The organism is Antrihabitans auranticaus (genome assembly GCF_016481275.1).
GTDB lineage: Bacteria > Actinomycetota > Actinomycetes > Mycobacteriales > Mycobacteriaceae > Antrihabitans.
Genome location: NZ_JAEMNW010000015.1, coordinates 25,105 through 48,539, shown reverse-complemented (window position 1 = coordinate 48,539; position 23,435 = coordinate 25,105). Strand labels below are relative to the sequence as shown.

Sequence of the window (23,435 nt, the reverse complement as noted above, 5' to 3'; positions counted from 1 at the left end):
AGACCAAACGGTTATCGGCCTGTTACGCTCCCGGGAGCTATTTCTAGACACACCCCGAAATGTGAGGTTCTCCCGGTGGTCCGTCGATTGAAGACCGTTTTTATCGCTGTCCTGGCGATGTTGGCATCGCTCGGCCTTGTCGCGCTTCCCGGCGCCGGCACAGCTGCAGCAAGCAGCGAACTCGTGTACGTGTACTCCGCCGCAATGAACAAGAACATCCCGGTGAAGGTCCTGACCGCAGCGGGTGGGGGACCAGCGCCCACGTTCTACCTGCTCGACGGTTTGCGCGCTCCCGACAACGACAACGGCTGGCTCATCAACACCGATGTCGAGAATTTCTTCGCTGACAAGCACGTCAACGTCGCGATCCCGTTCGGTGGCGGCGGCACGTTCTACTCCGATTGGGAGCGTGACGACCCGGCACTGGGCCACGTTCGCTGGGAGACGTTCCTCACGCGTGAGCTCCCGGCGTACATGAAGGACAACTTCAACAGCGACGGCGTCAACAATGCCATCGCGGGTCTGTCGATGAGCGGCACGTCGGCGCTCAACCTCGCGACGCACAACCCGAACTTCTACAAGGCGGTGGCCTCCTACAGCGGTTACCCGACGGCGAGCAGCCCCGGCTTCGCGCAGGGAATCGCGATCTCGGTCGCGCAAATGGGCGGCAACTCGGTCAACATGTGGGGACCGTGGCCCTCGGCCAGCTGGTTCCGCAACGATCCGCTGCTCAACGTCGGTGCGCTGCGTGGCAAGGCCGTGTACATCTCCTCCGGTGACGGCGTGCCGTCGGTGACGGACGCTGCGCTCAACCCGGCGAGCCGTTCGTTCAACCCGGTGCTCTTCGCCCAGTTGGTTCCGCTCGAGACCGCTTCGGGCATCAGCAGCCGGACGTTCGTCCCAGCCCTGCAGCTCGCAGGGGCTCGCGTTCAGGTCCACACTGCGCCCGTGGGTGTCCACTGGTGGAACTACTGGCAGGATCGCTTGCACGAGTCCTGGTACGGCACGATCGCTCCGGCCATCGGCGCCTGAGCATCTAACCGGCCGGCACAGCCGAGCGCTGCCGCCGCAAGTCATGACAAGAGGATCCGGGCTATTGCCTGGGTCCTCTTGTTTTTGTGGGATCGGGTTGTGGCACCGCCGTCCGAGGAGGACGCTGGAACAGTCCAATTTGATCGGAAGTCGGCGATGTGGACTTCCGGTGCTCGTTAGTAGCAAGTCGGAGAAGAAAAATGATCGGCACAATTATCGGACTCGGAATCGGAATCGCCGGCACTCTCGTCGGGCTGGGAATCGGCGTGGTCGCGACTGGAATCGGCCTTCTGATCAGCGATAAAACTGTAAAGCACGACATCGTCGAACTCACCCGGTGAGCTGACGTCGCATGTCCCGGCCGGACACCTTGCCCGATCGCAAGCAAGTTCGGCTGCGCGCGCGGCTACGACATCCTGCCGCTTGGGCGAAATCGAGAATCATGCGCCGCAGGGCGCCGGTCGGCCGACCTGTGCCGACCGGCGCGAACGACGTCCTGGAACGGCTTGCGGGTCTTCCGGTGAGCGCGTGGACGTACGGTTTCGAGGACCCGTCGGTCAGGCATTTGGGGCCGATGGCGCAAGATTTTGCCGAGACGTTCGGGCTCGGGTCTTCGCCTAAGGCAATCTCGGTCATCGATGCGAACGGCGTGTGCATGGCCAGCATTCAGGCCCTGTATCGGCGCCTGGTCGAAGTCGAGGAGCAACTCGAGCAACTTCGGGCGGCGCAGGAGCACAATCACAGCCTATGAACGGCGAACGCGTACTCGTGCTCGGCGCTAGTGGGTTTCTGGGGTCCCACGTGACCCGCCAGTTGGTCGAGGCCGGGTACGACGTTCGTGTGATGGTGCGCCGAACCAGCAAGCTGCGCGCTATCGACGGCCTCGACGTCGACTACCACTACGGCGATGTGTTCGACGACGATGCCGTGCGGTCGGCGATGAGCGGCTGCGACGTCGTCTTCTACTGCGTCGTCGACACACGTGCGTGGTTGCGCGATGCGGCGCCGTTGTTCCGGACGAATGTGGAGGGCCTGCGGCGCGTCCTCGATATCGCCGCCGACGCGGGCTTGCGCCGTTTCGTGTTCACCAGTTCGATCGCCACGATCGGGCGTCGCGACGACGGATCGCGGGCGACCGAGGCGGACGCGTGCAATTGGGCGCACCTCGGCGGCCCGTACGTCGAATCACGCGTGGCCGCGGAGCAGCTCGTGTTGGACTACTGCCGCGATCGGCACCTTCCCGCGGTTGTGCTCTGTGTCGCGAACACGTATGGACCCGACGATTGGGGTTCGACACCGCACGGCAAGCTTGTCGACGCTGCGGCGCACGGTCGGGCGGTCGCCTATGTTGCCGAGCTTGCGGCGGAGGCGGTAGGCATCCACGATGCGGCCTTGGCCCTGTGCCTCGCGGCTGACAAGGGCCGGGTGGGTGAGCGATACATCATCTCGGAGCGGTTCATCGGTAACCGCGAGATCTTCGACATCGCAGCGGACGCGACTGGAGCGCGGAAGCCGATGGTCAGAATTCCGCTGTTCGTTGCGCGACTGCTCGGTGCATGCGGTGATCTGTGGGCCACGGTTTTTCGCCGGGACGTGCTGCTCACATCGGTCTCGGTCCGCCTGTCCTACGTGATGTCACCGATGGACCACACGAAAGCGACACGCGAACTGGGGTGGGAGCCAGGCCCGGTACCGGACTCGATACGCGCGGCCGCCCTGTTCTACCGCGACCGCCGCAGAGCCCGCGCGCTGGCACGGTCGCGTACCTAACGGACGAAGGTGCCCAACCCGTCGCCGTCGTAGTACTCGAGGTTGAGGCGGTTGTCGGTGAAGGTCGCCTTGGAAATCGTTCCCGGCGGCGCGTTCTCGTCGAGCAGGGTGAAGGTGAACGTATCGCCGTCCCAATGGGTCAGCGGGAAGGTCCTGCCGCCCGGTCCCAGCGCGAGCACAAGATTGCCGTCCTTTTCGCTGATCGTCGCGGCCCCCCAGTAGTCGTTCGCGTAGGAACCCACATAGTCGGTCAGCGGTTTGGCCGGGTTCGGGTCTGTCGGGCGCGGCTCGCCCGCAAGCGAGCCCACCGGCGCAGTCAGCGGTGCGAGTGCCTTCGTGAGGTAATTTTCCCAGTCCTCCCGGATCTCACCGAACTGAACGAGGTCGCCGAAACTGGCGTTGATCGTCTCGGGCACCCCGATCGGCGCACCGTTCGTGAGAACGGCGATTCCGACATTTGCCGAAGGAATCAGGGTGAATGTCGTCGATGCGCCGCTGACGAAGGCGCCGGAGTGATTCAGCGTCGTTCGACCGCTCGACGAAATACCCGTGTTGAATCCGAAACCGTAGAAGCTGGATCTTTCGTCGAGGTTCTTGGCCCGGCTCGAGACCATCTCGGGTGTCACAGCGGGCAACAACGATTCCGGCTTGAAGATTTGTTTGCCCTCGTAGGTGCCGTCGGCGAGTACGAGCTGCATCCAGCGCGCCAGGTCGTTCACCGAAGAGCTGACGCCGCCGGCGGGCGCCTGCTGGTCGGGATCGCGCAGAATCATCGGGACGAACTTGCCGTCGTCGTACATGTGCAGGACAGCGCGGTTCGGGCGCTTCTCGAAGTCCGCATACCGCGAGCTCGTGGACGCCATGCCCAGCGGCTTGTAGATCGCCTCGTCCGCAAGAGTTGCCCAGTCGGTGCCGGCGGCCGAGGCCGCGGCTTCGGCGCCGGCTGTCAGCCCGAAGTTTGCGTAGGCATAGGTAATGCGGAAGGGATTCAGGGGCAGCAGCCGCAAGTGTTCGAAAATGTACTGCCGGTCGTATCCCAAGTCTTCCAACAGATCCCCGGCGGCTCCCGGCAGGCCGGACCGGTGGGAAAAGAAGTCGCCGACAGTTACGTGGTCGGACACCCAGGGATCCGCAAGGCGCACCGAAGGCACCAGCTGCGCGACGGGAGTCGCCCAGGTGATCTTGCCTTCGCTAACCTCGTGCGCCACAACGGTTGCCGAAATCGACTTCGAAAACGAAGCAATCTGGAACACCGTGTCGGCATCGACGGGATCGTCGCCGCGGTTGTCCTTGACTCCGAAGCCTTTCGCGTACACCACTTTTCCGTCATGGACGACGGAAACAGCGATGCCGGGTATGCCGGTCCGATCCATGATCCCTTTGACTAGATCATCGAGCTTGCTCACTGCAATGTCCACGCCGTCTCCTGGAAGTGGGACGGCTGCAACCTCGTTGGGTGGTAGGTCGCTCGACGAGGGTGCGGCAGCTGTTTCGTCGGAACCACTCGAGCAGCCGACGAGCAAAACAACTGCTGCGAGGAGCGCCAACTGCGCCCTCATGCGTGGACGAGAGTCGGTCTTGTGCCAGGGCGTCTGCATCGGCTTACCACGCTTCCACTCGAAGTCAGCCAAATGCTATGCGATGTCGAATCGGTTCGAGGTGATTCCGGTATGGCGTCGAACGCGTCGCTTTACGCTTCGTCCATGTCCGCGTTGGCGACTCGCTCCGTTCGAAAACAGCTGAGTTTCGCCGGCGTCGGAACAAACGTGCTCGGTGCTGTTCTGGTCACCGCGTTCGGTCTCTATTTGACGCCGACGACCCTGACACACCAGGAGACCGATGATCTGCAGGCTCTCGCGATCCCGGCGATCGCGCTGTACGTGGTTGTGTCGTTCGCAATAGGTGGTTGGTTGATCTGGTGGCGTCCGCTGCGTTCGATCGTCAGTTGGCTTGCTGTCGACCGGCCACCCACACCGCGCGAGCGCGACGAGGTCCTGCGCTATCCGCGCCGGTGGGCGATGGGCACCTTCGTGGTTTGGCTGATCGCGGCGGCGCTTTTGACTGCGCTTGCGGCGAGCATCTCGACCCACGCGGTTCCGGCGGCGTTGTGGCCCACCTTGCTCGCCGGGGCGATGGCATGCGCAATGCAATACCTGATCGTCGAGCGCATCATGCGCCCGATCACGGCGCTAGCGCTCGCGGATGGCCGACCGCCGACGTTCGCGGCGCCGGGCGTCGGGATTCGGCTCGTGGCGTTCTGGGCGCTCGGTACTGCCGTTCCGCTGCTTGGGATAGCGATCATTACGGCGCTCGACCTCCTAGGCGTCGATTATGACCGGCTCCAAGTGGTCCAGGCGACCTTGTTCCTTGCCGTTGCCGGTCTCGCGATCGGCTTCGTGTCGACACAGTTCTCGGCACGCTCCATTGCCGAACCGGTCGGGTCGTTGCGCGCGGCGCAGGAGCGTATTGCCGACGGCGACTTCGAGACCCGCGTACAGGTCGACGACGGCAGCGAGATCGGGCTGCTGCAGGCAGGCTTCAACCACATGGCAACCGGGCTGGCCGAGCGCGAGAAGTTGCGGGCTGCATTCGGTGCGTACGTCGATCCGGGTCTCACCGAGCGTGTGTTGCGGGAAGGTACCGACCTGGAGGGCGAGGAGGTCGACGTATCGCTGCTGTTCGCCGATATCCGCGGCTTCACGGCGTTCGCGGAAACGGCCGATGCCCACGAGGTGGTCGCGCGGTTGAACGCTCTCTTCGGTCAGATCGTGCCGATTGTTCTCCGCCATGGCGGGCACGCCAACAAGTTCATCGGAGACGGCCTGCTTGCGGTCTTCGGCGCTCCGGACCGGCTGGCGGACCATGCGCGTTGCGCGGTAGCCGCCGGACTCGAAATCGTGGCGGCGGTGCAGCGCGGCGGGGGCGGTCTGCGGGTCGGTGTCGGAGTCAATTCGGGGCCGGTGATCGCCGGAACCATCGGCGGCGGTGGCCGACTCGACTTCACGGTCATCGGTGACACCGTCAACACCGCGGCGCGTGTGGAGACCGCCACGCGGAAAACCGGTGACGATCTATTGATCACACATTCGACGTGGTCGCTGCTCGACGATGACGCGTGGATCGAGCGAGATGCGGTGCCGCTCAAGGGAAAGGCGGTTCCGGTTCGGATCTACGCGCCGAGGCCCACGCGCTAGTCGGCTATCGGCGTCCGGTGCCGACCTGGCCTGCCCGACGATTGGCGGACCAGCGATTCCAGAAGTGGCCACCGGTCTGCTTGCGCTGCACGACACCGGCGGGTGCGGCGGTGTTGGGCGCAAGGCGTGAATCGTTGTTCGGCACGCCTTGGGCTGGCATGGCCTGAGCTGGCATGGCCTGGGCCGGCATAGCTTGGGCCGGCATTGCTTGGGCGGGAACGGCAGCCCGCTGTTGGTCACGCAAAGCATTGTCGCGGTCCTGTTGAGCGGCAACAGTTTCCCGACGCGACCGCTTTAGTTCACGCTTCGCTGTGCGCGCCTTGCGCGCGCTCGAGCGGGATCCGGAGAACAGCAGGCCGAGGCCGAGGAGGCCGATTGCGCCGACACAGATTCCGGCCAGGAACAGGTCGCTCTCGGTGCCGGTGAACGAGTAGCCGAAGATGTCGAAGCCGCCGCTCAGTCCGTCGGCTGATCCGGCGTTCGAAAGCACGCCCGCCACGCCGACGACGACAGCTCCGAGAAGAAGGATAAGTCCGAGAAGAATCATGATCGCTCCGTTTCGTTTGCGGCGAAGCGGAGGAACTACGCCATCGCCGATGCTGGTCGATTACCCAGTTCTCTGGGCATTCAACCGGCATCGACGTCGGTCATGGCGCTTGCACGAAAGGAACTCGAGGTCAGCAGTTGCCGTTCTCGTCGGCGTCGTAGCCCTGGATCGCGTGATTGGTGAGGCTGGACGAGTTGACCGTGTAGCAGTCGTTCCCCATCTGTTGTGCGGCAGCGATGCCTGCACCCAGCGGTGTGTACGGGAGGTACGGGCTGTTCGCCACAGCGTTCACGTCGCTACTGGACATGTGGGTTTCCACTGTGCCGGCTTCGTTGACCCCGGGGGTCGATGGGTTGTCGTTCGGCTGGTAGCCGATGCTCGGAACGGCGGATGCAATCCCGGTACCGGACGCCACAGCAAACATGACGAACGCGGCACCTGCGACGATATTTCGGGTCTTCATTGTTCTCCTTCAGATTCAGTTAGTCCGCCCACTTACACAGTAAGCCCGCTTCGGTGCTGGCAGAAGACTTTCCCTGCGCAGTTAACGTCGCGGAAATCGGTACGCGGCGGTTCGACGATGGTGTCCGAAGTCGGTAAGGGCTCTTCTTTCTACGTATTCGAGAGTACCGACAATGTCGAAGCACCCCGGATCGCCGGCTGCCGAAATCTTGGGCGAGTTGCCTGGACCACGAGGAATTACATTGAGCTGCAATAGTTTCAGTCTGCGGGGCGTGCGCACGTGGGGTTCGTGGCGCAGCCTGCTCGCGTTGATGCGAGCGCCACAGTCGACGTTTCGAGTCCGCACGGTGCGGCGCGGATCGACTGCAGATCAGCGGACTGCAGACTGGTTTGCCGCGTCGAAAATTTTCTTGATGATCTTTGTCGGCAACATTGCGGCGCATGTTTGCAACGGGTCCGAGCGTCACAGCGGGCGGTAATGCCCGCGTCGTCCGCGCTACATTCCCACGCGGCCGATTCGCCACGCGGCAGATTCGCAAGGGCCGAAAGTCGCCGAAAGAGGTGACTCTCCGCAGGAATTTCACTCACGCCAGCAACGGGCTCAAACGGCCGGCGAATTCGCTCAGCAGCGCGAGTTGCCGTCGCAGTACCTGTTCTTGGTCGGCGCGACCCGACATCGCAAGCGCCGCGACCAGCGTGCCCTTCCCGGACCGGATCGGTACGGCAATGCACCCGGAACCCTCGCGAATCTGCCCGATCTGAACGGCGACGCTCTGCTCGCGCACGCCTGCAAGTTCACGCGCCAGATCCGGGACGGCGGTAATCGTTCGCGCGGTGACGGCGGCCGGACGCGGACCGATCAGAGTGGCGATGTCCCGCTTCTCGGCGAGCAGAATCTTGCCGACCGCGCACGCGTGGAGGTGGCGGTTCAGAACGGAATCGTCGACCGGTGGCGGAAACTCGGGGTCGAGATCGGCACTGCGGACCGCCGTGTTGGTGAAGTAGAACAGGTGCACGCCGAGTCGCACCGAGAGCCGGAGTTCGGCGAGTACATCGCGTGCTGCCGTACAGACCGTCGGTGCAACAGCGGCGTCGACGAGAAGACCGATCTTCTGGCCGAGCGCAAACCCCGTGAGGTCCGGTAGGCGGACCACGTAACCTTCGCCGACAAGGAGATTCAGCAGGCGGTAGGTCGTCGCCGAGGGCATCGACAGGTTGACTGCGATGTCCTTCGCCGTCACGCCGGTCCCGGCACGCGCAACCTCTTCGAGCACGCGCAGAGCACTCTGCACTGCTTGCGGCTGCCGACCGGACAACACGGAATCGGGGCTCACCGGCGCACCTCCCAGGGCCGGTGATCCACCAGTAGGTCGTCTGCGATGGTTTCGTCGTACACACCTATTCGATCCAGGACGGTCCGATCCCTGCGCACGCGGAGCGCGCAGACAACGCCACCGGCAAAGAGCAGCGCGACGTAGACGACGGTCGAGGCGCCGGCAGCGAGTTCGCCCGACAACGCCGCCCAGCCGATGAGCCCGACCATTGCCACTGCTGTCGTCGCTCCGACGAGCAGGGGGACCCTACCGGGCTCGCCGATCCGGTAGAGGAAGGTGGGCGTCGCCACGCACAGCAGTACGTAGGCAACAACGTAGCCATGGGCCGAGACTGCGAGCAGGCCGACGAGGACGTCCCGACTCGAGCCGGCACCGAGCAGGTAGACGATCGGAACCGCGGCCACGATCGGCATCGTGGTCAGCAACGCGACATGCGGCGTCTTGTACCGGGAGTGGGTGTGCCCGAACGCCGCTGGGACGACGCCCTCGCGACCCATCGCGAAGAGCGTGCGGGACAACGCTGTTGCCGAACCGATGACGCACGCGAACCAGGATGCGGTGACCCCGAGTTCCATGACCACCGACAACGCCGTGGAGCCACCGCCCGCGCCGTCGCTGAGAGACAACACGATCGGAACGGAATCAAGGCCGTCCCGTACGCGATCGGACTGCTGTAGCCCCGCGGCGAACAGGTACAGGACGCCCAGCGCGATCGGGGTCCACCTGACAGCGCGCGGAATCGCGACAAATGGATTGCGGGCCTCCCGCGCGACTGTTCCCGCGCTCTCGAAACCTACGAACGACGTGATCGCCAGCAGTAGCGCGAAGCCGATGGCTGAATGCGGTTGGTCGGTAACGGTATTCGGGGGATCATGGCCATCGCCGAAGGACCGTGCGAAGGCGACGACGAGAACCGCGCCCGCAACGGCGATCGCAAACACCTCGATTGCCAACGACGTTCGTGCCGACAACCCGATCCCGCGAACCATCAGCAGCAGCGCGATCGCGCACACGGCGAGGGCTAGCACCGCGACCGTCGCGGTTCCGTGCGGCAGGCCGACCCTGCCGGCCAACGCGGAAAGGTAGCTCGCTGCGCCCAGGACACTCGCCATCGCTGCCGCGGCGTAGCCGATCAGCAGGGACCAACCAGCGCCGAAACCGGGCAACGGCCCAAGGCCCTTCACCGTGTAGCTGTAGACGCCGCTCACCGCCACCATGCGCGTTGCGAACTGCCCGACGCAATAGCCGACTCCCGTCATCAGCAGTGCGGCGACGGCGAACAGCGGTAGCACGAGTCCGCCCGCGGCCGGCAGAACGATTGCGGGCAGGGTGACCATGACAGCCGACGGCGCCACAGCCGATACCGACTGACCGAGCACCTGCGCAAAGCTCAACTGCGCCCGGTCGAGACCGGACACCGGTGAGCTGCTTCGGATCGTCTGACTGCCGGCCACGCCTACCACTCTCTCTTCGCCCGGAAGGTAGTTGTTTGGAACGTAGCCCATCCGGCGCGGTCCGCACATAGTTCCGTCATTAATTCCGCGCGCTGCCGAATGAGAATCCGGGCAGAGCGGGAGTAGGCGGTGAACACATCCGGCCAGGCGTGAGTGCTGCAACCTGCGGCGTCGCCGAATGTGGAATGAGAATTGCCGCGCGAGGGGAATGAGAATGGCTCGCCGGAGAAATTCTCATTCGAAATAACGCGTGACTCGGGACACATTGCGGAGTTACCTTTGCAACAGGTCGAAGCGCCGACGGCGGAAATACTCGAAACAGGGTATAGCCGCTGAATTAATATTTCCCTATTCACATGTGAGGACGTCATGACTGCTGTCATCAGCTCGCCCGCCGGCCTGGATTCCCGCGTCGTCGAGTTCGTATCCAGACCCAAGCAGATGTACGTCGACGGGCAATGGATCGATGCGCTGTCCGGCGCCACCTTCGAGACGCTGGACCCCGCGACCGGTGAAGCGATCACGACCGTTCCGCACAGCGGCGTCGCCGACGTCGACCGGGCGGTCGCGGCGGCGCGGCGGGCTTTCGAGTCCGGTCCGTGGCGTGCGCTGACGCCGGCGCAGCGCCAACGCATGCTGTGGCAGATCGGCGAGGGCATCCTTTCTCGCGCAGAACAATTCGCGCAGCTCGAGACGATCGACAACGGCAAGTCCGTGGCGGTCGCGCAGGCGGTCGACGTGACGTGGGCGGCGGAGATCTTCTTCTACTACGCCGGCTGGGCCACCAAGATCGAGGGCACCACGATTCCGGTTTCGGTCCCGTGGGCACCGGGTGGCCGGTTTCACGCCTTCACCGTGCGCGAGCCGGTCGGCGTGTGCGCGCAGATCATCCCGTGGAACTTCCCGCTCGTGATGGCCGCATTCAAGGTTGCACCGGCGCTGGCCTGCGGAAACACTCTGATTCTCAAGCCCGCCGAACAGACACCACTGACAGCGCTCCTGCTCGCCGAAGTCATCGCCGAGGTCGGCGTGCCCGACGGTGTGTTCAACGTTGTCACCGGCTACGGCGACGTCGGTGCCGCGCTGTCGTCACACCCCGACGTCGACAAAGTCGCGTTCACCGGATCCACCGAGGTCGGCAAGAAGATCGTCAATGCCGCATCGGGCAACCTGAAGAAGGTGTCGCTGGAGTTGGGCGGCAAGAGCCCCCAGGTGATCTTTGCCGACGCCGACCTCGCCACAGCCATCCCGGGCGCTGCCAGCGGCTTCCTGTTCAACCACGGCCAGGCCTGTACCGCGGGAACCAGACTGCTGGTCGAAGACAGCATCTTCGACGAATTCACAGCCGGCGTAGCCGATTTCGCGCGCGCTCAGAAGATCGGACCGGGCATGGACCCGACCAACGACATCGGACCGCTGATCTCGCAGGACCAGCTGACGAAGGTGACCGGCTACATCGACGCTGGTCTTGCCGCCGGTGCTCGGGCGCTTGCCGGCGGCGGCAGGCACGGTGACCACGGCTTCTACGTCGAACCGACACTGCTCGTCGACGTGCGTCGCGACTTCAGCGTCTATCAGGAAGAGATCTTCGGACCGGTCGCCGTTGCAGTGCCGTTCAACCGCGCGGAGGGCATCGAAGCGGCGGCCAACGACACTCCCTACGGTCTCGCTGCCAGCGTCTGGACCCGTGACGTCTCACGCGCGCACGAGGTGGCAAGTCAGATCAAGGCGGGCACTGTGTGGATCAACTGTCACAACGCGTTCGACACCGCGTTGCCCTTCGGTGGCTACAAGCAGTCCGGGTGGGGTCGTGAACTCGGTGCGGGTGCGATTGCCGAATACACGCAGACGAAATCGGTGAACATCGCTCTGTAGTCCGATCCACCCTGTAGTCCGATCCACCCGGATACATGCCTCCCGGTCGCGGTGCCGCAAAACGCCGCCGCGGCCGGGCCCGCTACTTCGGCGGCCGAATGAGAATTCGCTACGAAGCAATTCTCATTCGGGATTCGCCAATCTTTACGACGCCGAAATTCTAACGGCGCGCACCCCCTGCATTATTTCGGTGAGCACTCCCGATCGATTCGATAAACAATCTCTAGACGAGAGTCGGACAATGTCATGACAATCAACGCAGTTGCGCAGAGCACGCAAGCCCGTGGCGCCGGCGACCGCTTGGTCGGCACCCTCGGGCCGAGCGCGATCGTATTCATGGTGGTTGCGGCCGCAGCCCCACTCACAGTCGTGGCGGGCACCGTCCCGCTCGGCATCGCCGCGGGTAACGGTGCCGCCTATCCCGCGTCGTATGTGGTCTGTACCGCCGTGCTGCTACTTTTCGCGGTCGGCTTCACGGCGATGGCCCGCCATGTCCCCGGAGCAGGCGCCTTCTACACGTACATAACGCACGGTCTGGGTCGGCATGCGGGCCTGGGTGCAGCCTTCCTGGCCCTGCTGTCCTACACGGCGGTCCAGGTAGCCGTGTACGGCTACATCGGAGCGGCGACCGACGACCTCGTCACCTCCCACGGGGGACCGCATATCCCCTGGTACGGCTGGGCATTCGCGACGATGGCCGTCGTCGCGTTGCTCGGGTATCGGCACATCGACCTGTCGGGCAAGGTGCTCGGCGTCTTGCTGGTCTGTGAGGTCGGGATCGTCCTCGTCATCGACGCAGCGATCGTCGGACGCGGCGGTGCCGACGGAATGTCGCGGGCAGCATTGCATCCCGGGAACTTCTTCGAAGGCGCGCCTGGGATTGCGTTGATCTTCGCCATTGCCGGATACATCGGGTTCGAAGCGACGGCGGTATTCAGGGACGAGGCGCGGGACCCCGCGCGGACGATTCCCCGCGCCACCTACTTGGCACTGGTGCTCATCGGCGGGTTCTATGCACTGACCAGTTGGGCGATGGTGAGTGCCTGGGGCGACGAGGGCGCCGTCACGCTCGCTTCGGAGAATCCCGAGGGAATGATCACCGACACCGCTGTCCGGTATGTCGGCTCGGCTGCGGGCGATCTGGTCCAGATCTTCTTGATCACAAGCCTTTTCGCGGCCGTGCTGTCCTTCCACAACGTCCTGTCGCGATACATCTTCGCCCTCGGCGCGACGTCGGCCCTGCCCGCGGTGTGCGGCCGCGCGCACGTCAAGCACGCGTCGCCCTATGTCGCCTCGGTGGTCCAGACCGCATCGGCGCTCGTCCTGGTCGCCGTATCGGCACTCGCGGGCCTCGACCCGGTCACCGAAGTGTTCGCCTGGTTCGCCGGTGTGTCCTCGGTCGGCATCGTCGCACTGATGACGCTGACGTCGGCAGCGATCCTCGTCTACTTCCGGCGCTCGCGCGTGGACAACCGGCTCTGGCACACGGTCGTCGCTCCCGGCCTCGGACTGACCGGTCTTGCAGTGCTTCTCGTGATGACGATCGACAAGCTGCCCATGCTCGTCGGCGGCTCCGGCACGCTCGCCGCCATCATCGGCGTGCTGCTCGCGGGAACCTTCATCGGCGGCGCCGCCGTCGCGTTACTCCGACCACACGCTGCGCACCAACAGAATTCGATCGACAAGGAGATCGCATCATGAGTACAGCAACCATCGAGACCCCCGGCCGCACCGTGCCCGCAGCACCGGATCACCCGTTGACACCGTTGTCCGCCGACGAGATCCGTGCGGTCAAGCGGATCGTCGAGGACGAAGGATTGCTCGGCGATGGCGTGCGATTCGTCTATGTCGCGCTCGACGAGCCCCACAAGGCAACGGTGCTCGCCTTTACGCCCGGCGATCCGGTCGAACGATGTGCGCGTCTGCTGTTGCTGGACCGCACAACCGGAATGGGAACCGACCTGGTGGTCTCGATCACGGCGGGAGCGGTAACCCGGGCAACTGTCATCGACGCCGCGGCCGACGGACAGGTACCGATCCTCGACGAGGAATTCGAAGACATCGAGTCGTTCCTGCTCGATAGTGCAGAGTGGCTCGCTGCAATGGCCAAGCGAAAGATCGAACCGGGCAAGGTGCGTGCGGTTCCGTTGTCGGCGGGCTCGTTCGGACACGAGGACGAGGTCGGCCGGCGAATCGTTCGGGTGCTTGCCTTCCACCAGGAGGACGGAGCCGACCTGCCGTGGGCGCATCCGATCGACGGAGTCGTGGCCTATGTCGACCTGACGGCTCGACGCGTCGTCAAGGTGGTCGACGAGATCGACCTTGCGGTGCCGGCAGAACGCGGCGAATGGAACGCCGCGCCTCACGCGTCGCCTGCACGGACCGATCTCAAGCCGATCGAGATCACGCAGCCGGACGGCGCGAGCTTCGCCGTCGACGGGAACAAGATCACCTGGGCCGATTGGTCCTTCCGCTTCGGCTTCGACATCCGTGAGGGACTCACCCTGCACCAGTTGTCCTTCGCCGACGGTGGCGTAGAGCGACCTGTGGTCTACCGCGCGTCGATCTCCGAGATGGTGGTGCCGTACGCCGACCCCTCGCCGGTTCGATACTGGCAGAACTACTTCGACCAGGGGGAGTACCTGTTCGGTCGCTACACGAATTCGCTCGAGCTCGGGTGCGACTGCCTCGGCGAGATCAAGTACTTCGACGTCACGATCGCCGATGAAAACGGCGACCCGAAGCTGATGAAGAATGCGATCTGCCTCCACGAGGAGGACTACGGCGTGCTCTGGAAGCACACCGATATGTTCAACGGCATGACCGAGACGCGTCGCTCGCGACGTTTGGTCATCTCGTTCTTCCTGACCATCGGCAACTACGACTACGGTTTCTACTGGTACCTGTACCTCGACGGCACCGTCGAATTGGAGGCAAAGGCAACGGGCATCGTGTTCACCTCCGCTTACCGAGGCGCAGAAGGCTTTTCGACGGAAATGGCTCCCGGCCTCGGCGCGCCGTTCCACCAGCATCTGTTCTCCGCACGGCTCGACATGGCTGTGGACGGCAACGTGAACGTCGTCGAAGAAGTGGATGCGGTCCCGGTGCCGATGGGGCCGGAAAACCCGTGGGGCAACGCATTCCGCTGTAGGAAGACGAAGCTTGCGACCGAGTCGGAAGGCCTGCGCCTGGCCGACAACAGCAAGGCTCGGGTATGGCACATCACCAACCCGACCAAGCAGAACAGGCTCGGCCAGAACGTCGGCTACGCGCTGCATCCGGAAGGCCAGCCGGTCCTGCTCGCCGACCCGTCGAGTTCGATCGCGGCCCGAGCGGCGTTTGCCACCAAGCACCTCTGGGTTACGCAGTACGACGAGTCGCAGCGTTATCCCGCAGGAGATTTCGTCAATCAGCACCCGGGCGAAGCGGGGCTGCCGAGCTTCATCGTGGGTGATCGGAGCATCGACGGCGAAGACCTGGTCCTGTGGCACACCTTCGGGCTGACGCATTTTCCACGGCCCGAGGACTGGCCGGTGATGCCCGTCGATTACGCGGGTTTCAAGTTGAAGCCGGTCGGCTTCTTCGATCGCAACCCTGCCCTCGACGTGCCGTCGAGTACCGCCACCCACTGCTGCGAAGGGTGACGGTCGTGCTCTCGCCAGTGGTCGCGCGTCGCATCGGTGTCCCGATGCGGCGCGCGGCAGCGGGCCTTGCGGCCGGGTCAGCGGGTCTGCACACGTGGGCTATGGTCGAGCACCCACCCGCCACGGCGGTGTCCGCGACTTTGCTGGGCGCCATGGTCGTCGGTTGTCTCTACTGTGCGCGGCACCTGTGGCGACGCGGGTCGGTACGAGACTGGGCGATCGTGGCCATGATGTCGGCCGGGATGCTCGTCCTCCACTCGGCAACCATGGGAAGTGGAAGCGGGCACCACGCCCACCACGGTGCACCCACCTCCGCCGGTCACCATGAAGCGATGTCGACGGTGATGGGGGCGGCAACGCTGACAGCGGTGGTCGAATTACTCCTCGCCGTAGCCGTCGTGTTCCATGCGACCCATCGCGCCGCAGTCCCGCAGCTGCGTCAGTTCGCCGCCGGACCGTAGGCCAGGTGCACCACACCGTTGGCGTAGGTTTCGTGCTCCTTCAACGCCAGCTTGGTCGCGTCGGACCCCTCGGCGAAGAGTCGCTCGCCCTTGCCGAGTGCGACCGGGTAGACGAACAGGTGCAGGTCGTCGACGAGACCGTCCGTGAGTAGCGCGCGGACGAGCGTGCCCGAGCCGGAGATGTAGATGGTGCCGTCCGTCTCGTCCTTCAGCTTCTTGATCGCCTCCGCGTCGTACGACCCGAGGCGGGTCGAATTCGACCATTCGACGCTCGGCTCCTGCGAACCGACGACGTACTTGGCTGTGTCGTTGAAGAACGGAGCACCGGGGTCGTCCTCGACCGTTCGGGTCGACCACGCGGGGGCAAACATCTCGAACGTCTTGCGTCCCAGCAGGATTGCCTGTGCACCACCCGTGATGCCACCGAGCGTCTCGCCCATCGCGGGATCGAACCCGTATTCGAAAGTCCAGCTCGGATCCTCGAACACCCCGTCGAGACTGATGAATTCGTGTACCGCAATCGTTCCCATGACCAATCCTTTCCCAAACCCCGAAGGTCCCTCACCCGAAAGTTGTCCGCCAGCACCCTATCCGGCCCTGCGTGCGGAGCCAACCGATTACCGGCCGCGATTAGACTCGCGGCTTCGGGCGCTCGGTCGAGCCGCACCGACCGCAGACACCGGAAGGTTGTGGTCCGATGGCCTACCTGTTTCTAGTGGGCGCAATCATCGCCGAGGTGATCGCCACCAGCCTGCTCAAGAGCACCGAGGGCTTCAGTAGGCTGTGGCCGACGATCGGATGCCTCACCGGCTACGCGGTCGCGTTCGCGCTGTTGGCGCAATCCATCTCGCGTGGGATGCAGGTCGGGGTCGGGTACGCGCTGTGGTCGGCGCTCGGTACGACTCTGATCGTCGTCATCGGAGTCCTGTTCCTCAACGAACCGATGTCGGCCGCCAAGGTTGCCGGCGTCGGGTTGGTGGTCGCCGGTGTCGTCGTCCTGAACTTCGCGGGTGCGCACTGAGCCCCGTCATTCGGGTGCGCTGGTACCTGTCGCGGGAACGCCGACGATGAGCGGACGCGTCCGCTCGGTTGCGCCGAACTCCGAACCCATGCCCTGCGGATCGGCGACGCGGGCGAGACGCACGTCCAACGGGTCGATCCATTCCCGTTCGATCTTCGCGTCGAGCGCAGCAATGCGGCTCAGAATTGGCGGATGCTGGTCAGGTTCACAGGTATCCAGGAGCGTCGTGAAGAGTGCGCGGAGCCTGCGCTGAACCTGCGCTGACTGTGTGCTCAGATGCCGGAGTTCGTCGGTGGCGATCGCGAGGTAGTCCGCCCAGGTCCGCCTGTAGCCGCGAATGCGGGTCAGATGTGAATCCGCAGGTTCGGCACGCAAGCGTGGCGCGAGGAGAACCAGCATGTCTTCGAGGTGGTCGATCGCCTGGATGGCGCGACCCGGATCTGTGACCGACGTAGAGAGCGCTTTCAGGGCGATATCGACGATCGTTTGAATCGCCGCGGTCGGGCTGGTCGACGGACTGCTCGTGTCACCGAACAGCAGGCACGACGTGAGCTTGTGCGGCTTTATGCGGTCTGCCGGACCGCGAACCTCGAAGAGCGGCGAGCCTTGGGCGACGAATTCACCGATGCTCGGCTTCAGCTCGACCGCTACCTCCCACTGGTAGGCAATGCGCTGGATCCGGGCCAGATTGACCGCGAGGAGGATCCGGCCGCTCGGCGCGGGCTGGTCCAGGCGAATCACGGTCGTCACGTCGCTGTCGGTGCCCGCAAGGCTCTGCAACGGTGGACCGTCGAGATTGCTCGCCGCATCGGCCTTGGGATAGCTGCGGAGAATGGCGACGCGTCCGCGTGCCGCGATCCGGCGGAGCAACTGACCCGAATTGAGCACCGAACCGACCCGTGCGACCAGGGCGATGAGCAGGACGATGCTGATGAAGGCGAGCAGGAACGCAAGCAGGGTGGAGAGTGCGGGAGCCGAACCAGTGTCGTCGAGCGCGAGGTCGAGCGCGACGATCAGGGCAAATGCGAACGTCGACAGGAACATTCCGATCGACCACCGAATCAGCCGGTCCTCCTGCAGGATCGGTACAACCTTCACCGATATCTGGGATGCGCCGACCTGCATTGCGAGCGTCAGAGCGGTGAAGACCAGACCGGTCAGCGTCACCATCGCGCCGGCGATGACCGATAGGAGGGTCGCCGTCGCGCCGCGATCGATGGTGGCGGTGACCTTGGCGTTCTCGAATGCGCCCGATGCGAGTTCGGAATCGAGCGAGACGAAGAAGATTGCGACAACGAACGAAATCAGGGACATCACAAGCGGCAGTCGCCATGACGGGGTGGGACGCAGGCGGCGACGGACGGTCCGCCAGCGCAGCGCCGTCAGGAATGCCCCTGGCACCTTCTCGCGTTCGACCGGCGGAATGGGCTCGTGTTCGGCGAGTCGCTCGGGCAGGTCCGCGGGTACGCCGAAGCGGCCCGAGACGGCCTCTTGGAGTGCGATTTTCGCGCGGACGGCCGGTTCGCGGAAGCGGGTTTCGCGCTCGACCGCGCGGGCGAACTTCTCGGGTTTGTCGCCGTATCGCCACCGCGCCCACGGTGCATTGGGTCGGCTGAGCCGAATCGCGCCGACGAGCAGCAGCGGCACGATGAAGATGCCGAGCAGGCCGGTCCACACTTTGCCCTTCAGCAGCGTGATTGCTGCGAGCGCGACGTCGAATGCCATGAAGATCAGAACGACGATGAGACTGACCACGTCGACGTCGTCGAAGTCGCCCGCCAAACCGATGGGCCGGACACCGAGCATGAACAACGTCAAGATCGCGATCGCAACGAACACCGCGTCGATCGAGGAGCGACCTTCTTCTGCCCAATAGACGTCGCGCAGGTGCAGCACCAGCGCGAACTCGTCGAGCACCAGCGCACTGCCGACACCGAAGATTGCCGCGAAAACACAGTTCGCCACCGGTGTTTCGTAGTTGGCGAGCACGACCATGCCGAAGCCGGAGATGAGCATCATCACGAGCCCGAACATGACGTGGTGAATGTGCATTCCGCCGGGTGTGACATTCCCCGGCCACCACGAGACCTCGGCGCGGATCATGCGCACGCTGAATCGAATGAACAGGAAAGCCAGGAGAAACGCGACCAGGAGAAAGAAGAGCGGCAGGCGACCGGTATCGACGATCACCTCGTGGAACCAGCGGTTCATACCTGAGATTAACCCTGGCGGTCCTGGACCGGTGACACATCGGCGTGGTGGACTCTAGGCATGAGCAATCTGAACGTTGTCGCGATCATCGAAGCGAAGCCGGACTCGGTCGACGAGGTCCGCGCAGCGCTGATCGAGTTGGTCAATGCCACCCGCGCCGAAGAAGGTTGTGTCTCCTACGACCTGTCCGAATCGCTGGCAGCTCCGGGCACTTTCGTTGCTCGCGAGGTCTGGCGTAGCCAGGAAGACCTTGCGCAGCATGCGCAGTCCGCACACGTTCAGGCGGCGATGGGTACAGTCGGCAGCCTGCTGGCCGCTGCGCCCGCGATTCACCCACTCGGGGCAGGAATCGCGTAAGGGGCTTCGCCCTCGTGCGCGATCAGAGAGTCCCTGGACTCTCCGACCGCGCACGGGGTTCGGCCAGTTGCTGTTCGAGGTAGTCGAGATTTTGCCGCAGCAAACCGATCGCCCGAGCGGGACCGTCGGCAAACTGGCCCGCATCACCCTCTTGAAGTACGGAGTGGATTGCCATGTCGGCCAATTGGGTGGCGACGGACTTGGCGCTGGTCTCGGTGTCGGGCCGGTACCACCAGGCCATCCAGTTCACCATGCCGATGATGGCGAGCGATGCGACTCGCGGATCGACCGGCCGGAACGAGCCGTCGTCGATCCCCGCGCCTACGACCGAGATGAACTCCTTCAGGACGCGTCGACGGCTCTGCTCGTGAGTTCTCGAGAGATCGTCGGGTAGCTCGGTTTCGGAGCGGACGAGCAGCCTGAACCGATCGGGTGCCGCCGCGTGATGCAGGGCAATAGCTTCCGCCATGGCATGAAGTTTGTCGACGGGACCGAGATCGGTGCGCTTGTTTATCCCCGCGAGGATCTGGGCGGGTTGTTCGGTGATCTCGGTGACCAGTCGTGCGAGCAGTTCGTCCTTGTTCGCGACGTAGTGATAGAGCGCGGGACGGGTCAGTCCCATCGCGTCGGCTATGTCTTGCAGGCTCGTGCCTGCAAATCCTTTCTCGGCGAACAGCGCAGTCGCGTGTTGCATGATCTGCTTTTCGACGAGATCGCGTCGGGTACTGCTCGACGTGCGCTCGGGCTGCGGCTCAGCGGGCATGTGCGAAGGATATCGGCCGGACCGCAAGGGACGGCTCACACCGTGACTTCTTCGGTGAGTTCGGCGGGTGTGGCGGCCGCCGAATCCAACTCGTCGGTGAAGGCGACAAGATCGGTCCGGCCACTTGCAAGCCCGGCGGCGAGGTCGGCGCTGTAGCGCCGGGGAGCCTCCACGACCACCACGGAGCCCGTTCGCCGGCGCAGCCGCTCGGCGACATCGAGGCGGGTAAGAACCGCCGACCGCTCGGCGCAACCCGTCAACCACAACGTTTCTGCGCGGGGTGGGTTGTCGACCAATGCATCGGCATCGATGCTCCAGGCGGAGTCGAAATCGACTGAAACCAACGCTGTACTCGGCGCTGTACGGAGCGCTTCCTCTGCAGTTCGCGTCCGGTATCGATCGTGTGAAACCTCGAGTGGGCGCCCGAGCACCCATGAGGTGATGCCGGCGTCCGGCACGGCAGCCGGGGCGACGCCCGCATATGCGGCCAGCCCCGCGCGAGCTACGGCCGGAGCAGAGTTGGCGTAGCGATCGAGGTCGACCTTTCCCGCACGTGTCATGTAGGCGAGTAGAAGTTGCTCGACGGGAAGGTCCAGTCGCTCGGCGAACGATTCCCACCAGAGCTCACTGCGATGCGCGACCTCCTGCAGGTGCGCAACCGCGGGCCGCCGCTGCGTCTCGTATGCGACGAGTGCTGTTGCGAGGTCGGGTGATTCGGCGATAGCCGCATCGAGAGCTATCGCGTCTTCCATTGCGAGCTTCGTTCCGGAGCCGATCGAGTAGTGCGCTGTGTGTGCGGCGTCCCCGAGGAGAACGACATTCCCGCGGTGCCACGAGCCGCACTTCACGGTCCGGAAGCGGGTCCACCTGGTCTTGTTCCCGACCAGCGCGTGTCCCGCCAGCGGTCCCTCGAACGCCTGCTCGAGGTAGCGCAGCGCAACCTCGTCGCTGTCGGTGTGCGCGGTCTGTTCCGTTGTGCGATCGAAGCCGGCGTTGCGCCAGGTTGTTTCGTCGGTTTCGATCAGGAACGTGCTGCGGTCCGGCTCATACGGATAGCCATGCGCGACGAACGTGCCGTGCGCGGTGGTGATCGGGACGAAGATCGCGCTCGGCAAGGCGAATTCGGTTCCGCACCACAGGTACAGGCCGGATCCCGTGTCGACTGTGACGTCGAGTTGGTCGGCGAGTTCGTTGCGGGTCGGGCTACCGACGCCGTCGGCGGCGACGATGAGATCCGCTGCAATACTGGAGATTTCGCGACGGTCGCCGAACTCGAGCCGGACTCCCGCGGCCTCCGCCTGTTCCTGGAGGACGGCCAGCAAGCGCGTACGGGCGATGGCGAGCAGATTCCGCTGCGGTAGCCGGGCCACGCTGTCGCCGACCTGCATCGACATTTCGTGCGAATAGGCGACGTCGACGATGGCGTCGAGCGATGCGGCGTCGGCCGTGCGCAGGTTGCGCTGTGTCCGGGATGCCAAACCGACGCCGAACCCGAATGTCTTGTCGGGAAACCCCTGTTCGTAGACGACGACGTCTGCATCGGGATGCCGCAACTTGAGCAGTCGCGCGGCGTACAGCCCGCCCGGTCCGCCGCCGATGACCGCAACGTCAGCGAGTCGCATAGTGTTCACTTCCCTTCGCAGAAGCGGTATTCCGCTCTTCCTCGAGCTTCGTGGCGACTGCCGCGCGTAGGAACTTCTTGTCGACCTTTCCGACGTTGCTGCGCGGCAGGGCGTCGACCCATTCGAGTCGTTCGGGCCACTTGAACTTTGCGACGCCCAGGTCGGCGAGGTGGTGCCGGATCTCGTCGAGATCGAGTCGATTCCCCGTTGCCGCAACGACATAGGCGCATGTCTTTTCGCCGAGGCGGGCGTCGGGCATTGCCACGACCGCAACATCGGCTACGTCGGGATGCTGGGCAAGGAGCATCTCGACCTCCTCGGCGTTGATCTTCTCGCCACCCCGATTGATCACGTCCTTGATCCGGCCTTCGATCGACACATACCGCTCGCCGCCGATGACGGTCATCTTCGCGAGGTCACCCGTCCGATAGAAGCCGTCCGAGGTGAAGGCGGACCGATTGTGTTCCGGCGCATCGAAATAGCCGGGAATCGTGTACGGGCCGCGGCAACACAACTCGCCGACCGTTTCGTCGGGAACCCCGGACTCCGTGCCCGGTTCGAGTATGCGGATCTCGTCGTCCGTACATATCGTCGTGCCGACTGTCGAAAGGCGTGCAGCAGCAGGTGCATTCAATGGGGTAGCGAGGAACATCCCCTCGGACATGCCGAACAATTGACCTGCCCAAGTGGCACCGCGTTGCACATGTTCGAACAGTTCGGGCTCGACCTTCGCACCGGAAAGCACGACCTGTCGCAGATGTGGTCGTGCTGCCTCGAACGCCGGGAGTCGCGTGGCCTGGTAGTGGCCGTGCCCGAGGAGTACAGCGGATGCGCGAGCGCGCGCCATGAGTTCGAAGGCGGCTTCGGCCTGCGCTGTCGCGAGTACGAGGCATGCTCCGACCGCGTGTGCGGCGTGCAGACCGCATTCGATGCCGGCGTTGTGGACGATCGGAATCAAGTGTGCGACAAGGGTATTCTGGTCCCATCCCAGACAGCGCGCGTAGAACTCCGCGTTGTTCCAGTACTCCGCGTGAATGCGGGGAATCACCTTGGGGACGCCCGTCGTGCCGCCCGAGAGTTGAAACGCAACGACATCTTCGGGGTCGGTATCGCGCTCCACCCGTTCGACGAACTCGCGTGCGGCGGTAGGGGATACGTCCGCGCCGAGCGTGTCGAGCCGTGCGCCGGCCGCCGCATCGCCGACGACGATGATGTGACGCAGCGTTGGATGACCGTCGGCGTGCTCGAACGCAAAGCGGACGAGATCGAAGTTGAGACCGGCTTCGACGATGTGTGCGACGGCACCGAGTTTCGCACTCAGGTAGCCGATCTCGTGCTGTCTGTGTGCGGCGAGCGTCGCGACGGGAATCAGTCCCGCTTTGATCGTGCCGTACCAGGCGAGGACAGTCTCCAGTCGATTCGTCAGTTGCAGAATGACCGGGTCCCTGGGGCGAAGCCCGAGTTGGGCCAGCCCGGCTGCGATTTGGTCGGTGCGGCTGTCGAGTTCGGCGTAGGTGATTTCAGCCTCGGCGGTGATTACCGCGGGCCGGTCTGGAAACCGGAGGGCGACGCCGTGGAGCCGCCCTCCGGTGGTCTGGCTGCTCCAGGCTCCGCTGGCGCGGTAAGCGTTGGCGCGTTCCTCTGGGTAGCGCACGAGGCGCCCACCCCAGTCGGAGACTGTCACTGCA

21 protein-coding genes are annotated in these 23,435 nt (G+C 64.4%); 11 read left to right on the top strand and 10 right to left on the bottom strand.

Annotated features, from left to right (window positions below):
* Nucleotides 1-117 precede the first annotated feature (117 nt).
* From JGU72_RS29905 to JGU72_RS29890, 4 genes are all read left to right on the top strand, one after another.
* Nucleotides 118-1,032: an alpha/beta hydrolase gene (locus JGU72_RS29905; RefSeq protein WP_233533234.1), complete on the top strand. Its 915-nt coding sequence runs from the start codon at nt 118-120 to the stop codon at nt 1,030-1,032.
* Nucleotides 1,033-1,232: 200 nt separating this feature from the next.
* Nucleotides 1,233-1,373 (top strand): hypothetical protein, encoded by a 141-nt coding sequence (locus tag JGU72_RS29900; RefSeq protein WP_199687944.1) that lies wholly within the window; start codon nt 1,233-1,235, stop codon nt 1,371-1,373.
* A 101-nt stretch (nt 1,374-1,474) separates the two neighbouring features.
* Nucleotides 1,475-1,783 carry a tail fiber domain-containing protein gene (locus tag JGU72_RS29895; protein ID WP_233533228.1) on the top strand — a complete coding sequence of 103 codons (309 nt, stop codon included), beginning with the start codon at nt 1,475-1,477 and terminating at the stop codon, nt 1,781-1,783.
* The gene (locus JGU72_RS29890; RefSeq protein WP_199687942.1) at nt 1,780-2,802 is read left to right on the top strand and encodes an NAD-dependent epimerase/dehydratase family protein; all 1,023 of its coding nucleotides are present in this window, start codon (nt 1,780-1,782) and stop codon (nt 2,800-2,802) included. Before JGU72_RS29895 ends, JGU72_RS29890 begins: the two co-directional genes overlap by 4 nt.
* On the opposite strand, the gene JGU72_RS29885 is transcribed toward JGU72_RS29890, so the two are convergent.
* Nucleotides 2,799-4,361 (bottom strand): serine hydrolase, encoded by a 1,563-nt coding sequence (locus JGU72_RS29885; protein WP_199687941.1) that lies wholly within the window; start codon nt 4,359-4,361, stop codon nt 2,799-2,801. The genes JGU72_RS29890 and JGU72_RS29885 overlap by 4 nt on opposite strands.
* 144 nt (nt 4,362-4,505) lie before the next feature.
* On the opposite strand from JGU72_RS29885, the gene JGU72_RS29880 reads away from it, so the two are divergent.
* Complete coding sequence (locus JGU72_RS29880) at nt 4,506-5,996, top strand: adenylate/guanylate cyclase domain-containing protein (RefSeq protein WP_199687940.1); 1,491 nt, start codon at nt 4,506-4,508, stop codon at nt 5,994-5,996.
* Nucleotides 5,997-6,000: 4 nt separating this feature from the next.
* Here JGU72_RS29880 and JGU72_RS29875 read toward each other — a convergent pair whose 3' ends face one another.
* The 4 genes from JGU72_RS29875 to JGU72_RS29860 form a co-directional block, all read right to left on the bottom strand.
* Complete coding sequence (locus tag JGU72_RS29875; RefSeq protein WP_199687939.1) at nt 6,001-6,543, bottom strand: hypothetical protein; 543 nt, start codon at nt 6,541-6,543, stop codon at nt 6,001-6,003.
* Between the two features lie 130 nt (nt 6,544-6,673).
* The gene (locus tag JGU72_RS29870) at nt 6,674-7,006 is read right to left on the bottom strand and encodes a hypothetical protein (RefSeq protein WP_199687938.1); all 333 of its coding nucleotides are present in this window, start codon (nt 7,004-7,006) and stop codon (nt 6,674-6,676) included.
* A gap of 583 nt (nt 7,007-7,589) precedes the next feature.
* Nucleotides 7,590-8,339 (bottom strand): IclR family transcriptional regulator, encoded by a 750-nt coding sequence (locus tag JGU72_RS29865; protein WP_307828670.1) that lies wholly within the window; start codon nt 8,337-8,339, stop codon nt 7,590-7,592.
* Nucleotides 8,336-9,793, bottom strand: a complete 1,458-nt coding sequence (locus tag JGU72_RS29860) for an APC family permease (protein WP_307828669.1) — start codon at nt 9,791-9,793, stop codon at nt 8,336-8,338. The genes JGU72_RS29865 and JGU72_RS29860 overlap by 4 nt, the downstream gene beginning before the upstream one ends.
* Nucleotides 9,794-10,162: 369 nt before the next feature.
* Between JGU72_RS29860 and JGU72_RS29855 the strand changes: the two genes are divergently transcribed.
* The 4 genes from JGU72_RS29855 (at nt 10,163) to JGU72_RS29840 (ending at nt 15,773) form a co-directional block, all read left to right on the top strand.
* Nucleotides 10,163-11,668, top strand: a complete 1,506-nt coding sequence (locus tag JGU72_RS29855) for an aldehyde dehydrogenase family protein (RefSeq protein WP_199687936.1) — start codon at nt 10,163-10,165, stop codon at nt 11,666-11,668.
* A 246-nt stretch (nt 11,669-11,914) separates the two neighbouring features.
* Nucleotides 11,915-13,369, top strand: coding sequence for an APC family permease (locus JGU72_RS29850; protein ID WP_199687935.1), 1,455 nt, complete (start codon nt 11,915-11,917; stop codon nt 13,367-13,369).
* Nucleotides 13,366-15,312, top strand: a complete 1,947-nt coding sequence (locus JGU72_RS29845) for a primary-amine oxidase (protein WP_199687934.1) — start codon at nt 13,366-13,368, stop codon at nt 15,310-15,312. Before JGU72_RS29850 ends, JGU72_RS29845 begins: the two co-directional genes overlap by 4 nt.
* Nucleotides 15,313-15,317: 5 nt before the next feature.
* Entirely contained in the window at nt 15,318-15,773 is a 456-nt protein-coding gene (locus tag JGU72_RS29840; RefSeq protein WP_307828668.1) for a hypothetical protein, read from the top strand.
* Here JGU72_RS29840 and JGU72_RS29835 read toward each other — a convergent pair.
* The gene (locus JGU72_RS29835; protein ID WP_199687932.1) at nt 15,752-16,303 is read right to left on the bottom strand and encodes a dihydrofolate reductase family protein; all 552 of its coding nucleotides are present in this window, start codon (nt 16,301-16,303) and stop codon (nt 15,752-15,754) included. The genes JGU72_RS29840 and JGU72_RS29835 overlap by 22 nt on opposite strands.
* A gap of 167 nt (nt 16,304-16,470) precedes the next feature.
* On the opposite strand from JGU72_RS29835, the gene JGU72_RS29830 reads away from it, so the two are divergent.
* The gene (locus tag JGU72_RS29830) at nt 16,471-16,794 is read left to right on the top strand and encodes a DMT family transporter (RefSeq protein ID WP_199687931.1); all 324 of its coding nucleotides are present in this window, start codon (nt 16,471-16,473) and stop codon (nt 16,792-16,794) included.
* A 6-nt stretch (nt 16,795-16,800) separates the two neighbouring features.
* Here JGU72_RS29830 and JGU72_RS29825 read toward each other — a convergent pair whose 3' ends face one another.
* The gene (locus tag JGU72_RS29825; RefSeq protein ID WP_199687930.1) at nt 16,801-19,005 is read right to left on the bottom strand and encodes a DUF2254 domain-containing protein; all 2,205 of its coding nucleotides are present in this window, start codon (nt 19,003-19,005) and stop codon (nt 16,801-16,803) included.
* Between the two features lie 60 nt (nt 19,006-19,065).
* Here JGU72_RS29825 and JGU72_RS29820 point away from each other — a divergent pair, with 60 nt between their 5' ends.
* A complete protein-coding gene (locus tag JGU72_RS29820) occupies nt 19,066-19,362 on the top strand; it encodes a putative quinol monooxygenase (RefSeq protein WP_199687929.1) in 297 nt (98 codons plus the stop codon).
* Nucleotides 19,363-19,384: 22 nt separating this feature from the next.
* Here JGU72_RS29820 and JGU72_RS29815 read toward each other — a convergent pair whose 3' ends face one another.
* The 3 genes from JGU72_RS29815 to JGU72_RS29805 are packed head-to-tail and all read right to left on the bottom strand — an operon-like array spanning nt 19,385 to nt 23,431.
* Nucleotides 19,385-20,125, bottom strand: coding sequence for a TetR/AcrR family transcriptional regulator (locus JGU72_RS29815; protein ID WP_233533227.1), 741 nt, complete (start codon nt 20,123-20,125; stop codon nt 19,385-19,387).
* A gap of 35 nt (nt 20,126-20,160) precedes the next feature.
* A complete protein-coding gene (locus JGU72_RS29810) occupies nt 20,161-21,747 on the bottom strand; it encodes an FAD-dependent monooxygenase (RefSeq protein WP_199687928.1) in 1,587 nt (528 codons plus the stop codon).
* Nucleotides 21,734-23,431 (bottom strand): (2,3-dihydroxybenzoyl)adenylate synthase, encoded by a 1,698-nt coding sequence (locus tag JGU72_RS29805; protein ID WP_199687927.1) that lies wholly within the window; start codon nt 23,429-23,431, stop codon nt 21,734-21,736. Before JGU72_RS29805 ends, JGU72_RS29810 begins: the two co-directional genes overlap by 14 nt.
* Nucleotides 23,432-23,435 lie beyond the last annotated feature (4 nt).

Bases quoted from the DNA above. Each gene is read 5' to 3' on its own strand.
- JGU72_RS29820 (WP_199687929.1), top strand. From the start codon at position 19,066: ATGAGCAATCTGAACGTTGTCGCGATCATCGAAGCGAAGCCGGACTCG.
- JGU72_RS29890 (WP_199687942.1), top strand. From the start codon at position 1,780: ATGAACGGCGAACGCGTACTCGTGCTCGGCGCTAGTGGGTTTCTGGGG.
- JGU72_RS29895 (WP_233533228.1), top strand. From the start codon at position 1,475: ATGCGCCGCAGGGCGCCGGTCGGCCGACCTGTGCCGACCGGCGCGAAC.
- JGU72_RS29850 (WP_199687935.1), top strand. From the start codon at position 11,915: ATGACAATCAACGCAGTTGCGCAGAGCACGCAAGCCCGTGGCGCCGGC.
- JGU72_RS29875 (WP_199687939.1), bottom strand. From the start codon at position 6,543: ATGATTCTTCTCGGACTTATCCTTCTTCTCGGAGCTGTCGTCGTCGGC.
- JGU72_RS29815 (WP_233533227.1), bottom strand. From the start codon at position 20,125: ATGCCCGCTGAGCCGCAGCCCGAGCGCACGTCGAGCAGTACCCGACGC.
- JGU72_RS29825 (WP_199687930.1), bottom strand. From the start codon at position 19,005: ATGAACCGCTGGTTCCACGAGGTGATCGTCGATACCGGTCGCCTGCCG.
- JGU72_RS29810 (WP_199687928.1), bottom strand. From the start codon at position 21,747: ATGCGACTCGCTGACGTTGCGGTCATCGGCGGCGGACCGGGCGGGCTG.
- JGU72_RS29880 (WP_199687940.1), top strand. From the start codon at position 4,506: ATGTCCGCGTTGGCGACTCGCTCCGTTCGAAAACAGCTGAGTTTCGCC.
- JGU72_RS29905 (WP_233533234.1), top strand. From the start codon at position 118: ATGTTGGCATCGCTCGGCCTTGTCGCGCTTCCCGGCGCCGGCACAGCT.
- JGU72_RS29835 (WP_199687932.1), bottom strand. From the start codon at position 16,303: ATGGGAACGATTGCGGTACACGAATTCATCAGTCTCGACGGGGTGTTC.
- JGU72_RS29845 (WP_199687934.1), top strand. From the start codon at position 13,366: ATGAGTACAGCAACCATCGAGACCCCCGGCCGCACCGTGCCCGCAGCA.
- JGU72_RS29855 (WP_199687936.1), top strand. From the start codon at position 10,163: ATGACTGCTGTCATCAGCTCGCCCGCCGGCCTGGATTCCCGCGTCGTC.
- JGU72_RS29830 (WP_199687931.1), top strand. From the start codon at position 16,471: ATGGCCTACCTGTTTCTAGTGGGCGCAATCATCGCCGAGGTGATCGCC.
- JGU72_RS29885 (WP_199687941.1), bottom strand. From the start codon at position 4,361: ATGAGGGCGCAGTTGGCGCTCCTCGCAGCAGTTGTTTTGCTCGTCGGC.
- JGU72_RS29870 (WP_199687938.1), bottom strand. From the start codon at position 7,006: ATGAAGACCCGAAATATCGTCGCAGGTGCCGCGTTCGTCATGTTTGCT.
- JGU72_RS29900 (WP_199687944.1), top strand. From the start codon at position 1,233: ATGATCGGCACAATTATCGGACTCGGAATCGGAATCGCCGGCACTCTC.